General features: G+C 71.1%; 7 protein-coding genes. 3 read left to right on the forward strand and 4 right to left on the reverse strand.

Going from position 1 to position 13,801, the window contains the following annotated elements:
* The first annotated feature begins 35 nt into the window (after nucleotides 1-35).
* The 3 genes from HDA31_RS05665 to HDA31_RS05675 are packed head-to-tail and all read left to right on the forward strand — an operon-like array spanning nucleotide 36 to nucleotide 12,206.
* Nucleotides 36-9,398 (forward strand): non-ribosomal peptide synthetase/type I polyketide synthase, encoded by a 9,363-nt coding sequence (locus HDA31_RS05665; RefSeq protein ID WP_376701362.1) that lies wholly within the window; start codon nucleotides 36-38, stop codon nucleotides 9,396-9,398.
* 20 nt (nucleotides 9,399-9,418) lie between these two features.
* Nucleotides 9,419-11,149 carry a phytoene desaturase family protein gene (locus HDA31_RS05670; RefSeq protein WP_246384088.1) on the forward strand — a complete coding sequence of 577 codons (1,731 nt, stop codon included), beginning with the start codon at nucleotides 9,419-9,421 and terminating at the stop codon, nucleotides 11,147-11,149.
* Between the two features lies 1 nt (nucleotide 11,150).
* Complete coding sequence (locus tag HDA31_RS05675) at nucleotides 11,151-12,206, forward strand: MDR family NADP-dependent oxidoreductase (protein WP_178066050.1); 1,056 nt, start codon at nucleotides 11,151-11,153, stop codon at nucleotides 12,204-12,206.
* Nucleotides 12,207-12,312: 106 nt separating this feature from the next.
* Here the strand turns inward: HDA31_RS05675 and HDA31_RS05680 are convergent, their stop codons facing one another.
* From HDA31_RS05680 to HDA31_RS05695, 4 genes are all read right to left on the reverse strand, one after another.
* Nucleotides 12,313-12,723, reverse strand: coding sequence for a type II toxin-antitoxin system VapC family toxin (locus HDA31_RS05680; RefSeq protein WP_178066049.1), 411 nt, complete (start codon nucleotides 12,721-12,723; stop codon nucleotides 12,313-12,315).
* On the reverse strand, nucleotides 12,720-12,998 hold the full coding sequence (locus tag HDA31_RS05685; RefSeq protein WP_181019396.1) for a type II toxin-antitoxin system Phd/YefM family antitoxin: 279 nt from the start codon (nucleotides 12,996-12,998) through the stop codon (nucleotides 12,720-12,722). Before HDA31_RS05685 ends, HDA31_RS05680 begins: the two co-directional genes overlap by 4 nt.
* 90 nt (nucleotides 12,999-13,088) lie before the next feature.
* Nucleotides 13,089-13,463, reverse strand: a complete 375-nt coding sequence (locus HDA31_RS05690) for a type II toxin-antitoxin system VapC family toxin (RefSeq protein ID WP_178066047.1) — start codon at nucleotides 13,461-13,463, stop codon at nucleotides 13,089-13,091.
* Entirely contained in the window at nucleotides 13,460-13,714 is a 255-nt protein-coding gene (locus tag HDA31_RS05695) for a type II toxin-antitoxin system Phd/YefM family antitoxin (protein WP_178067727.1), read from the reverse strand. The genes HDA31_RS05690 and HDA31_RS05695 overlap by 4 nt, the downstream gene beginning before the upstream one ends.
* Nucleotides 13,715-13,801 lie beyond the last annotated feature (87 nt).

Consider the following 13,801-nt stretch of genomic DNA (forward strand, 5'->3'; position numbering starts at 1 on the left):
CGGAAAAGATCGCCATCATCGGTATCGGGTGTCGTATGCCCGGTGGCGCATCGGACTATCGGACCTTCTGGCAGAACGTCCTCGCCGGCAAGGACTGCATTACCGAGACGCCCGTGGATCGCTACGATATCGCCACGCTCGGTAGTCGGGACCGGGCCAAGCCGGGGCGGCTGGTCGGCGGTCGGGGCGGCTACATCGACGGAATTGCCGAATTCGACCCGGCCTTCTTCGGCATCAGCCCACGCGAGGCCGAACACATGGATCCGCAGCAGCGCAAGCTGTTGGAGGTCAGCTGGGAGGCGCTGGAGGACGGTGGGCAGAAGCCGGCGGAGCTGGCCGGACGGAACGTCGGGGTGTTCGTCGGCGCGTTCACCCTGGACTACAAGATCCTCCAGTTCTCGGACCTGAGCTTCGAGACCCTGGCGGCGCACACGGCGACCGGAACCATGATGACCATGGTGTCGAACCGCATCTCGTACTGCTTCGACTTCCGGGGCCCGAGCATGTCGATCGACACCGCGTGCAGTTCCTCCCTGGTCGCCGTGCACCTGGCCCGGCAGAGCCTGTTGCGCGGCGAGATCGACCTTGCGCTCGCCGGCGGGACACTGCTGCACCTGACCCCGCAGTACACCATCGCCGAGACGAAAGGCGGATTCCTGTCCCCGCAGGGCCGCTCGCGCACCTTCGACGCGTCGGCCGACGGCTACGTCCGGGCCGAGGGCGTCGGGGCGGTCGCGTTGAAGCGGCTGTCGGACGCGCTACGGGACGGCGATCCGATCCACGCGGTGATTATCGGCAGCGGCGTCAACCAGGACGGCCGCACCAACGGCATCACCGTGCCGAGCGCCGACGCCCAGGTCACCCTCATCGAGCGGGTGTGTGCCGAGGCCGGGATCGCCCCCGGCAGCCTCCAGTACGTGGAGGCGCACGGCACCTCCACCCCGGTGGGCGACCCCATCGAGGCCAACGCGCTGGGCCGGGCGCTGGCGATCGGCCGCCGGCCCGGGGAGACCTGCTACGTCGGGTCGGTGAAGACGAACATCGGGCACACCGAGTCAGCCGCCGGCGTCGCGGGCCTGATCAAGACCGCGATGTCCGTCAAGCACCGCGTCATCGCCCCGCACATCAATCTCGATCAGGTCAACTCCGAGATCGACCTGGCCTCCCTGCCGTTCGAGATCCCCACCGCGCCCACACCGTGGCCGCAGCACCGGGGGCCGGCCCGCGCCGGGGTCAACTCCTTCGGCTTCGGCGGCACCAACGCGCACGTGCTGATCGAGGAGGCACCACAACGGCCGGCCCCGGCCGCGCCCCCGGCCGGCGCACCGGCGTACACGATCCTTCCCCTGACCGCGCGCGACCCCGCCGCCCTCCCGGAGCTCGCCGCGGGCATCCGCGAGGAGCTGGCCGGGGCCGGCGGACCCGACGCCGTCGCGCTGGCCGATCTCGGCTACACGCTGGCCCGCCGCCGCCAGCACCACGAGCATCGCCTGTCCGTCGTGTATCCCACGGCGGACGCGAACCGGGCCTCGGTGGACGAGGCGCTGGGCGCCTACCTGCGCGGCGAGCCGCACCCACACGTGCTCACCGGCCACCGGCACGACGCGGCCGAGCGCGGGCTGGTCTGGGTGTTCACCGGCATGGGCCCACAGTGGTGGGCGATGGGCCGCCAGCTCTACGCCGACGAGCCGGTGTACCGGGAGGCGGTCGACCGCTGCGACCGGGAGATCCGGCGGATCACCGGCTGGTCGTTGCTCGACGAGCTGAACGCCGACGAGGCCGACTCGCGCATGGCCGAGACCTGGCTCGCGCAGCCGGCCAACTTCGCGGTCCAGGTCGGCCTGGCGGCCCTGTGGCGCAGCTACGGCGTACGTCCCGACGCGATCGTGGGGCACAGCACCGGTGAGGTCGCCGCCTTCTACGAGGCCGGCGTCTACTCCCTCGAAGAGGCGGTCAGGATCGTCGTGCACCGCAGCCGGTTGCAGCAGAAGCTCGTCGGCACCGGCACCATGCTCGCGGTCGGGCTGACCGAGGCCGAGGCCGGGCAGCGGAGCCGGCGCTACGGCGGCCGGGTCTCCGTGGCCGCGGTCAACAGCCCCGGCGCGGTGACCCTCGCCGGTGACGAGAGCGCCCTCGCCGAGCTGGCCGCCGAGCTCGCCGCGGAACAGACGTTCGCCAAGTTCGTCGCGGTGCGCGTGCCGTACCACAGCGCCGCCATGGACATGATCAAGGACGAGCTGCTCACCTCGCTGCACGGCCTCGCCCCGCGCCCGACCCGGGTACCCGTCTACCTCACCGGGCAGGACGGGGTGGCCCGCGGCCCCGAACTCGACGCCGACTACTGGTGGCGCAACGTCCGCGACAGCGTGCGGTTCCGTGGCGCGGTCGACCGGCTCGCCGACGACGGGTACCGCCTCTTTCTCGAGATCGGCCCGCATCCGGTCCTCGGCTACTCCATCCAGGAGTGCCTCGCCGGCAGGGGCCTGCAAGGTCGCACCCTGCCGTCGATCCGGCGCGGGGAAGACGAGTCGGCGCGCATGCTCCTGTCCCTCGCCGCCCTGCACAACCTCGGCGTGGAGATCGCCTGGGACGTCCTGCACCCGGCCGGAACGCCGGTGCCGCTGCCCCGCTACCCCTTCCGGCGCGACCGATACTGGGCGGAGCCGCGCCCCGTCGCGCAGGTCAGGCTCGGGCAGCGGGACCATCCGCTGCTCGGCCGGCGGTTGGCCAGCGCCGAACCCACCTGGGAGGTGCGGCTCGACACCGAGGACCTGCCGTACCTCGACGACCATCGCATCCAGGGAAACGCGGTGTTCCCGGCCGCCGGCTACCTCGAGATGGCGGCGCAGGCGGTCCGCGCGCTCACCGACGGCGGCGCGGCGACGCTGGCCGGCATCGAACTGCGCAAGGCCCTGTTCCTGTCCGCCAGCGAGTCCCGGACCGTGCAGCTGTCGGTGGCCGCCAACTCCGGCGAGTTCACCGTGGCCTCGATCGTCGCCGACTCGTCCGAGCCTGCCGTGCACGCCACCGGCGCCCTGCTCGCCGGCCAACCCGGCCGGCGCGTCTCCCGGCTGGCCGTCGACGCGGTGACGCAACGCCTGGCGCACCACCTCGACGGCGCGCGGTGTTACGCGGACCTCGCCGCCCTCGGCTACCACTACGGCCCGGCCTTCCGGGGGATCGAGCAGGTGTGGATCGGCCCGGGCGAGGCTCTGGCGCGGATCCGACCCCCGGCCGTGCTCGACGGCTCCGCCGCCGGCCACCACGTCCACCCGGTGCTGCTCGACGCCTGCTTCCAGACCCTGCTGACCCCGCAACTGCTCGACGCCGAAGATCCGGACGACGGGCACACCGGCATCCGGCTGCCGCTGTCGATCGCGGAGGTCCGCCTCGACCCGGTCGGCGACCAGGCGCTGTGGGCACACGCGACGATCGTGCGGCGCGACGCCGACGAGCTGGTCGGCGACATCGCGGTCTACGCCGACGACGGCACCCCGCTGGGCCACGTCGGAGGCTTCCGCGCCGCGGACGTGGAGAAGGCCACCGCCGCCGTCGGCGTCGGCACGATCGACAGCTGGCTCGCCGAACTCCGGTGGGTGCGGCGGGAGCCGCTGGCCGACCCCGAGACGCGACCCGGGAGCACCGACCTGGCCGGCGACCGGTGGCTGGTCCTCGCCGACCGGGACGGTCTGGCCGAGGAACTGGCCGATCTGGTGGCGGCCCGCGGTGGTCACTGCCACCTGGTCCGGCCGGGACCCGGCTACCACCTCGACCGCGACGGTGCGGGCTCGACCGTGCGGCCGGGCCACGCCGACGACATGCACCGCCTCCTCACCGAGTTGCGCGCGGCCGGCTCCGGACCGTCGCACGACGTCGTGCACCTGTGGGGCCTGGACCTGCCGCCGCTGGACCACGTCGCCGCCGGCGAGGTCGCCGAGCACACCAGCATCGGCGTCTACTCCCTGGTGGCGCTCGCCCAGGCGCTACAGGCCCAGGGGACCGACGGCCGGCTGCACGTCGTCGCCAGGGGCACGCAGGCGGTGCAGGAGACGGACCGGGTGCGGCCGCTGGGCGCGCCCGCCTGGGGCGTCTGCCGGGTGCTGCGCCACCAGGAACTGCTCAACCACCCGGGCAAGCTGGTCGACCTCGACCCGGCCGGCGGCCGGGACCGGACCGCCCGACGGGCGGAGGCGGCGGCCCTGCTCCGGGAACTGGTCGTCGCCGACGAGGACGAGATCGCCCTGCGCGGCGACGGCCGGTTCACCAGCCGGTTGCGCCCGGCCGACGAACTGACCCGCCCGCTGCCGCTGCGCCTGCGCGCCGACGGCGCCTACCTGGTGACCGGCGCGTTCGGCGCGCTGGGTCGGCTGCTGTGCCGCACCCTCGTGCGCCGGGGGGCCCGCCGGCTCGTCCTCCTCGGGCGCAGCCCGGTCCCGCCCCGGCAGCGGTGGGGCGAGCCGGGCTGGGACGACGCGACCCGCGACCGCATCGCCTTCCTCATGGAGTTGGAGATGCTCGGCTGCCAACCGGTCCTGGCCCGGCTCGACGTCACCGACGAGACCGCGATCACCGGCTGGCTGGCCGACTACCGCGCCAGCCAGGCACCGCCGATCCGGGGCGTGTTCCACCTCGCCGGCCAGGTCCGCGACACGCTGCTCGCCGACACCGACCGGGCGGCGTTCGACACCGCGTACGGGCCGAAGGTGCTCGGCGCCTACCTGCTGCACCGCCACCTGAGCGACGAGCCGCTGGAGCACTTCGTGCTGTTCGCCTCGATCGCCTCGCTGCTCACCACCGCCGGGCAGAGCAACTACGCCGCCGGCAACGCCTTCCTGGACGCGCTGGCGCAGCACCGCCGCGCCAGCGGGCTGCCGGCGCTGAGCCTGGACTGGGGGCCGTGGGCCACCGGCATGATCACCGAACTCGGCCTGGTCCACCACTACCGGCACAGCCGCGGCATGAGCTCGCTGTCGCCGGAGGCGGGGATGGCGGTGCTCGAACGGGTGATCGGGCAGGACCGGGCGCAGTTGCTGGTGGCCACCATCGTGGACTGGCCGACCTTCCTGGCCTGGTACCCCTCCGTGCCGCCGCTGGTGGCCGACCTCGCCGTGACGGCGGCGCAGCCGCCGGACGCCGACCGCGACAGCTTCCTGGACGCGTTCCGCGCCGCCGACGCCGACCAGCGGCGGCTGCTGCTCGGAGAGCGGTTCACCGCGGTGGTGGCGGCCGTGCTCAGGGTGCCCCCGGAGCGGGTGGCCCCGGCGGCCAACGTCACCGCCCTGGGCCTGGACTCGCTGCTCGCCATGGAGCTGCGCGCCCGCGTCGCCGCCGAGATGCACGTGTCGCTGCCGGTGGTGGCACTGCTCAGCGGCGCGCCGCTGGCCGACCTGGTCGAGCAGGCGTACGAGGGACTGGTCGACCTGCTCGCCGCGGACACCGCCACGGGCGGCGCCGACGTGGAGGTCCACACCGACGAACAGTGCTATCCGTTGACCCAGAACCAGCAGGCGCTGTGGTTCCTCAAGCAGCTCAACCCCGACGGCTTCGCCTACAACATCGGTGGCGCGGTCGAGGTGCGGGTCGAACTGGACCCGGAGTTGATGTTCGAGGCCGTCCGGGTCCTCGTCGCGCGTCATCCCAGCCTGCGGGCGAACTTCCTGCTCGAACAGGGCCGGCCGGTGCAGCGGATCCACCCGCAGGGCCGGGCGGACGTCGCCCTGTTCGACGTGCGCGACCAGGCGTGGGCCGACACCTACCAGACGATCATCCAGGAGTACCGACGCCCGTACGACCTCGAACGCGACCCGTTGGTGCGCTTCCGGCTGTTCCGGCTCGGCCCGCAGCGGTGGGTCATCATGAAGGCCGTCCACCACATCGTCTCGGACGCCATCTCCACCTTCACCTTCATCGAGGAACTGCTCGCCGTCTACGAGGGGCTGCGGCAGGGCAGACCCGCGCAGCTCCCCCCGGTGTCCGCCCGCTACCTGGACTTCCTCAACTGGCAGAACCGGTTCCTCGGCAGCCCGCAGGCCCGCAGGTCGCTCGACTACTGGCGGGCGCACCTGCCGGCTGAGGTGCCGATCCTCAACCTGCCCACCGACAAGCCACGTCCGGTGGTGCAGACCAACAACGGCGCGTCGGAGTTCTTCACCCTGGACCCGGGCCTGACCGCACGCGTGCACGCGATGGCCCGCGACCACAACGCGACCGTGTTCATGGTGCTGCTGTGCGCCTACTACGTCCTGCTGCACCGCTACTGCGGGCAGGACGACGTCATCGTGGGCAGCCCGGTGACCGGGCGGACCGAGGAGGAGTTCGCCTCGACCTACGGGTACTTCGTCAACCCGTTGCCGCTCCGCGCGGACCTGTCCGGCGACCCCTCGATCGCCGATCTGCTGGCCCAGGTGCGCACCACGGTGCTCAACGGGCTGGACAACCAGGAGTACCCGTTCGTGCTGCTGGTGGAGCAGCTGGGCCTGCAACACGACCCGAGCCGCTCGGCGGTCTTCCAGGTGATGTTCATCCTGCTCACCCACAAGGTGGCGACCGAGAAGTACGGCTACCGGCTGGAGTACATCGAACTGCCGGAGGAGGAGGGGCAGTTCGACCTGACCCTGTCGGTCTACGAGGACGAGGCCGACCATCAGTTCCACTGCGTCCTCAAGTACAACACCGACCTGTTCCTGCCGGAGACGGTGCGACGGATCGCGCGGCACTACGTCCAACTGCTCGACACGATGACCCGGTCGGCGGCCGAGCAGCCGGTCCGCCGGCTGGAACTGCTCGGCACGGACGAGCGCGAACTCCTGCTCGACGACTGGAGCGGCGCACGGCGGCAGGCCCCGTGCGACACCCCGGTCCACGAGCTGGTCTCCAGGATCGCCGCGCAGCGGCCGGACGCCGTCGCCGTCGTGGCGCCGGCCGGCTCCGGCGGCGCGGCCGCCACCCGCCGGCTCGACTACGCCACCCTGGAACGGCGCTCGCAGCAGCTCGCCCACCGGCTGCGCCACCTCGGTGTGCGCGACGGCGCGGTGGTCGCGCTCTGCCTGGACAAGTCCCCGGAGCTGGTCGTCGCGGTGCTCGCGGTGCTCCGGGCCGGCGGCGCCTACCTGCCGCTCGACGCCGACTATCCGCAGGAGCGGCTGGCGTACATGCTGCGCAACGCCGGGGCCGCCCTGGTGCTCGCCGACGGCGCGGCCCGCGACAGCCTCACCGAGGCGTCCGGAACGGCTGCCCGGGTGCTCGACCTGCACGCGTTGCTGCGGGAGGCCGAGAACGAGCCCGCCGCCGCCCCCGACGTGCGCGTCGGCCCGGACGACCCCGCCTACGTCATCTACACCTCCGGTTCGACCGGTCTGCCGAAGGCCGTCCAGGTCACCCACCGCAACCTGGCCGCGGTGTACGGCGGCTGGCGGCAGGAGTACCGCCTCGACGAGGTGCGGGTGCACCTGCAGATGGCCAGCTTCGCGTTCGACGTGTTCGCCGGCGATCTCGTCCGCGCCCTCTGCTCCGGTGGCACCCTGGTCCTGGTCACCCGTGACCTGTTGTTCAACACCGACCGGCTGTACCGCACGATGGTCGGCGAACGCGTCGACTGCGGCGAGTTCGTCCCCGCCGTCGCCCGGGGGCTGCTCAGCTACTGCGAGCGGGAGGGGCGCCGGCTGGAGTTCATGCGCCTGTTGATCGTCGGCTCCGACGTCTGGACGGTCGAGGAGTACCAGCGCCTGGGCGCACTCGGCGGCCCGCACACCCGCGTGATCAACTCCTACGGCCTGAGCGAGGCGACCATCGACAGCACCTACTTCGAGGGCCCGCTGGACACCCTCGACCCCGGCCACGTCGTGCCGATCGGGCGGCCGTTCCCGAACAGCGCCGTCTACCTGCTCGACGAGCAGGGCGAACCGGTGCCGCCCGGCGTGCCCGGCGAGCTGTGGGTCGGTGGCCACGGCGTGGCGACCGGCTATGTCGGCGACGCCGAGCAGACCGGGCAGCGCTTCGTCACCCGGACGCTGAGCCGCCGGCCGGGTGCCGCCCCGGTGCGCCTCTACCGCACCGGGGACCTGGCCCGCTGGGGCGCCGGCGGCGTCCTGCACCTGCTCGGCCGGGCCGACACCCAGGTCAAGGTACGCGGACACCGGGTCGAGACCGGTGAGGTCGAGTCGCGCCTGAAGGCGCTGCCCAGCGTGGCGGAGGCGGTGGTGGTGGTCCGCCCGGACGCCGCGGGCGAGCCCGTCCTCTGCGCGTACTGCGTGCCGGCCGACGGCGCGGTGCTGGACCGGCGGGAGCTGCGCGGCCACCTCGCCGACCACCTGCCCACGTTCATGATCCCGGCACACCTGGACCAACTGACGGCGCTGCCGCTGACCCCCAACGGCAAGGTCGACCAGGCGGCGCTCCCGCCGCCCGGGCCCGACCCCGAGCAGGGGCGGTACGACCCGCCGGTGACGCTGTACGAGACCCGGATGGCCGAACACTGGCGGGCGCTGCTCGGCCTCGACGAGGTCGGGCTCCAGCAGGACTTCTTCGCGGTCGGGGGGAGCTCCATCAAGCTCGTCGAGCTGATCTACGGCCTCCAGGTCGAGTTCAACATCGAGATCCCGGTCAGCCGCCTCTTCCAGATCACCACCCTGCACGGCATGTCGAAGACGCTGGAGCTCATCGTCACCGGCCGGCTCGCCGGCGGGCGGCCGTACCTGACGTTCAACCCGGCGGACCGACCGACGCTGTTCTGCTTCCCGCCGGCCGGTGGGCACGGCCTGGTCTACCGGCAGTTCGTCATGCACCTGCCGGAGTACCACGTCGTGGGGTTCAACCACGTTCCCGGCGACGACAAGGTCGTCCGGTACGCGGACCTGGTCGACGAACTACAGCCGGACGGGGCCTGCCGGCTGCTCGGCTACTCGCTCGGCGGGAACGTCGCCTTCGAGGTGGCGAAGGAGCTCGAACGCCGGGGCCGGACGGTGCGGCACGTGGTCATCGTCGACTCCTACCGCATCGGCGCGGAGTTCGAGTTCGGCCCGGAGCAGTTCGCGGCGTTCGAGCGGGAACTCGCCGAGCACCTGCGCCGGCACACCGGCTCGGAGATCGTCGCCCGGGAAACCCGGGAACAGGCCCGCGAGTACATCGGGTTCTGCGCCCGTACCCCGAACCTGGGCACCGTCGCGGCGCCGGTGACGGTGATCAGCGACCAGCACCGGGTGGAGTTCTACGCGGCGGGTGCGCACGGCAGCTGGTCCGGCGCGTCGCGCAGCCAGGACGGGCTGCTCGCCGGGTTCGGCACGCACGCCGAGATGTTCGACCAGGAGTACGTCTCCCGCAACGCCGGCCTGGTCCGTGACGTCCTCGCCGGCGCCGACCACGCCGCGACCCGCAACCCATCGCTCGCCCCGGTGGACTGACCATGGAGGAGACGTCGACTATGCCAGAACCGAGCACCGCCAGGGAAACGATGATCATCATCGGTGGTGGTCTGGGTGGTCTCTCCACCGGCTGCTATGCCCAGATGAACGGCTACCGCACGCGGACGTTCGAGATGCACGAGCTGCCGGGCGGCTGCTGCACCGCCTGGGACCAGGGCGAGTTCACCTTCGACTGGTGCGTGAGCTGGCTGCTCGGCAGCGGACCGGGCAACGACATGCACCAGATCTGGCTCGAACTCGGCGCGCTCCAGGGGAAGGAGATGCGCGACTTCGAGACGTTCAACATCGTGCGCGGCCGGGACGGGCGGACCGTCTACTTCTATTCCGATCCCGACCGGTTGCAGGAGCACCTGCTGTGGCACTCGCCCGCCGACGCGCGCCTCATCCGCGACTTCTGCGCCGGAATCCGTACCTTCAAGAGGCTGCTCAACGCCTACCCGTTCCTCAAGCCGGTCGGCCTGATGCGGCCGTGGGAACGGTGGCGGATGCTCGCCGCCTTCCTGCCGCACTTCAACACCATCCGGAAGTCGATCACGACGTTGATGACCGACTACTCCGCCAGGTTCAAGGATCCGCTGTTGCGGGAGGCGTTCAACTTCATCCTGTACGAGCGGCATGCCAGCTTCCCGGTGCTGCCGTTCTACTTCCAGCTCGCGGCGCACGCCGGGCGCACCGCCGGCGTGCCGCAGGGGGGTTCGCTGGGGTTGGCCCGCTCGATCGAGCAGCGCTACCTGCGCCTCGGCGGCGAGATCACGTACAACGCGAAGGTCGACGAGGTGCTGGTCGAGGACGACCGCGCCGTCGGCGTCCGGCTCAGCGACGGCAGTGAGCACCGCGCCGACATCGTCGTCTCCGCCTGCGACGGTCACACGACGGTCACCAGGCTCCTCGACGGCCGCTACCTCAACGAGACCTACCGGCGTCTCTACACCGAGACCATCGACGAGCCCGGCCAGGTCTACCCCGGGTACGTCAGCGCGTTCTTCGGCCTCAACCGGCCCTATCCGGACGCCGACCCGTGCACCACCCACCTGCTGACCCCGCAGGAGGCGACGGACCTGGTCGGCGTCGGCGAACACCCCAGCATCAACGTGCAGTTCCGCAGCCGGCACTATCCCGAGCTCTCCCCGGCGCAGACCTCGGTCGTGTTCGTCACCTTCTTCTCCGACACCGACGCCTGGCGGCAACTGGTGGAAGGACCGGAACAGGCCAGCCGGGTGCGCAAGGGCGAACTGCTGCACACCCTGCGGGTGCGGCGGGGCCGGGCGTACTACGCCGCGAAGCGACAGGTGCGCAACGCCCTGCTCGGCCTGCTGGACCAGCGCTACCCCGGATTCGCCGACGCGGTCGTCGCCCACGACATCGCGACGCCGCTGACCCAGATCCGCTACACCGCCAACTACGCCGGCTCGATCGCCGGCTGGCAGCCGTTCGTCGACGGCGGCGAGACGATGGAGAAGGAACTGGAGAAGCACGGCCCGGTGCTGCCCGGGTTGGCCAACTTCTACCTGGCCGGCGTCTGGACCACGATCGGCGGCCTCATCCGGGCCGCCGCCAGCGGCCGGCATGTCGTGCAGTTCATCTGCCGCGACGACGGTCGGCCCTTCACGGCCGACATCGACGACGTGGCGCCGCCGCCCACGCAGGTGGTGGTGCCCGTGCCCGCCAAGCCCTCGCCGACCTCCACGGCCCAGGGGCACCCGTCCGTCCTCACCCGGCAAGGAGCCTGAGTTGAAGTTCGAGAAGTGGGTCGTGCGCGAGCATGTCGACGGCGTCCCGGACGCCGGCCGGATCTACGAGAAGGTGATCGAGGAGGCGCCGGTCGCGCTGGGCGACGACGAGATGCTGTTCCAGACCCGGTACGTCTCGGTCGACCCGTACCTGCACGGGCTCGCCCTGGAGACGCCGGTCGGGCAGCACATGGTCGGCGACTCGATCATGGAGGTGGTCGAGGCCGGGCCGGACGCCCGTTTCCAGGTGGGCGACCTGGTCCAGGGCTACGGCGGCTGGCGCAGCCACGTCGTCGGCACCGGCGGCGAGGTGCTGTGGCAGGGGGAGACGTTCCCGATGGTGTTTCCCGCCTACCGCAAGCTGAATCCGCAGCACTACGACGATGCGCTGCCGGTGACGACGGCGCTGGGGATCATGGGAGGGCCGGGCGTGACCGCGTGGGGCACGCTGGCTCACTTCATGACGGTCCGCCCGGGTGACACGGTGGTGATCAGCGGTGCCTCGGGCGCCATCGGGACGCTGGTCGGGCAGCTCGCCAAGCGGCTCGGCGCCCGCGTGGTGGGCAGCACCGCGTCCGTGGAGAAGGTCCCGTTCCTCACCGAACTCGGCTTCGACGCCGTGGTCGAGTACCGGCACGGTGACGAGCCGGGACGGGTGCGGGAGAAGCTGGTCGAAGCAGCCCCGGACGGCGTCGACAAGTACTTCGACAATCTCGGCGGCACGATCACCGACATGGTCTTCACGATGCTGAACGTGCACAGCCAGGTGGCGGTCTGCTGGCAGTGGTCCACCCAGGTGGGCCGCGAGCAGACCGGGCTGCGCCTGCTGCCGATGATCATGTATCCCCGGACGACCATCCGCGGCATCTTCGCCCACGAGTGGTTCACCGAGGAGAACCTGTCGAGGATGCGCGACGAACTCGGCGGCATGATCCGTCGCGGGGAGCTGAGCTACCAGCAGACCGTCCACCACGGCTTCGACGAGATACCCAACGCCTACCACAGCCTCTACCACGACCGGGGAGGAAACCGGGGCAAGGTCCTGGTCGCCGTGTAACGGCAGCCCTGTCGTCGCTGTCCGGCTGAACTGCCCGACGCCGCAGGCCACGGCCGATGCCGTGGCCCTGCCGCCGACTGCGTATCCGCAGTGGTGGACGCGTGGGTCAGTTCTGGCCGGGGCTCGCTACGGGCAGTCCTGCTTCCTTGGCGCATTCGAGCAGTCGTCGGTCGTAGGTGACGAAGGCGATGAGTGCCGTTCCGGACTCGTTGGTCAGAAGCTGGGCGGTGGCCAGGTGGATGGCGTCGAGGCTACGCAGGTTCGGCTCATCGAACGCGGCTGCGGTTGCGCGGATCGTGCTGTCGATCTCCAGTCGGAAGAGCCGTCCGACTGCCGCCGGCACGCCGATCAAGGCTTGCGGCGCCGACCGGCGTAACGCTCTGGGCACTTCCACCTCGACGAGTGCGGAGGAGACCAGCGGCACGTCGTCGTGAGCGTTGAGCCAGGAGACAAGGTCGGCACTGCACGCCTCCTGCCGGACCAACTTGACGACGGCGGCGGAATCGAGGTAGATCACCAGCGCTCCTCGTCCCGCATCGCGGCGAGCGTGGCGGCTACGTCCACATCCTCGTCACCGAGTTGCGGTGGAAGCGGAACAGGACCGCCGCCGGTCGGGGCGACGGCCCGCCCCGCAGCCACCAGCCTGGCTAGCATCGACCGGTCGTCACCAACTGGAACAAGCCGGGCGATCGGATGCCCGCGGTCGGTGATCTCGACGGTCTCGCCGCCGCTCACCCGGGCCAGCACCTGGCTCGTGTTCTGGTTCAGCTCCCGGACACCGATGCGCTCCATGGGCAAAGTGTAGAACGAGATGTTCTACCTTTCCAGCTCCTGGCGTCATCAGGGTTGTCTCGTTCGGGCGTGCCGGGACGAGCTCGTCCATCACACCTTGAGGACGTCCACGTCGTACAGCGCTATCGATGCGTCGCGGGTGGCCAGCGTCAGACCCTCGGTGATCGCCTGCGCCACCAGCATGCGGTCGAAGGGGTCGCGGTGGTGGGGCGGCAGGCGGCTGGCGGCGATGGCGTGGGCATGGGTCACCGGGAGCTCACGGAAGCCCATCTCCCTTACCCGCTCGGCGAGGTCAGGCGGCCCGACGAGCTTTCCCGCGCCCTGCTTGATGGTGATCTCCCACAAGGTGACGGGGGAGAGAAGGATGTCTGGGTCGTGGCGAAGCTGGTCGAGGAAATCGACGCCGAGGGTCGCATCACCGGTGATGGCCCAGAGCGCGACGTGCGTGTCCAGCAGCAGGGTCATGCGCCGATGCCGAAGTCGGCGGCGATCTCGGCGTTGGTCTGGGGGGAGTCCCAGTCGCCGGAGAGGTCCACCTGTCCGGCGAGGGAGCCGACCGCGGTGCGGTTGGCCCGTCGTACGAGCGGCACCACCTTCGCCACCGGGGTGCCGGCCCGGTCGATGATGATCTCTTCGCCGCGTTCCACCCGTTCGATGATGCGTGACAGGTGGGTCTTGGCGTCATGCATGTTGTAGTGCACGGCGTCAGCCGACATCATTCGACCTCCTCGTTTAGCTAACAACTTAGTCGACTCGACCCGATGGCGTCACCCGGTGCACCAGATGGGCTGCGCAAACTCGTC

Source organism: Micromonospora carbonacea (genome assembly GCF_014205165.1).
GTDB lineage: Bacteria > Actinomycetota > Actinomycetes > Mycobacteriales > Micromonosporaceae > Micromonospora > Micromonospora carbonacea.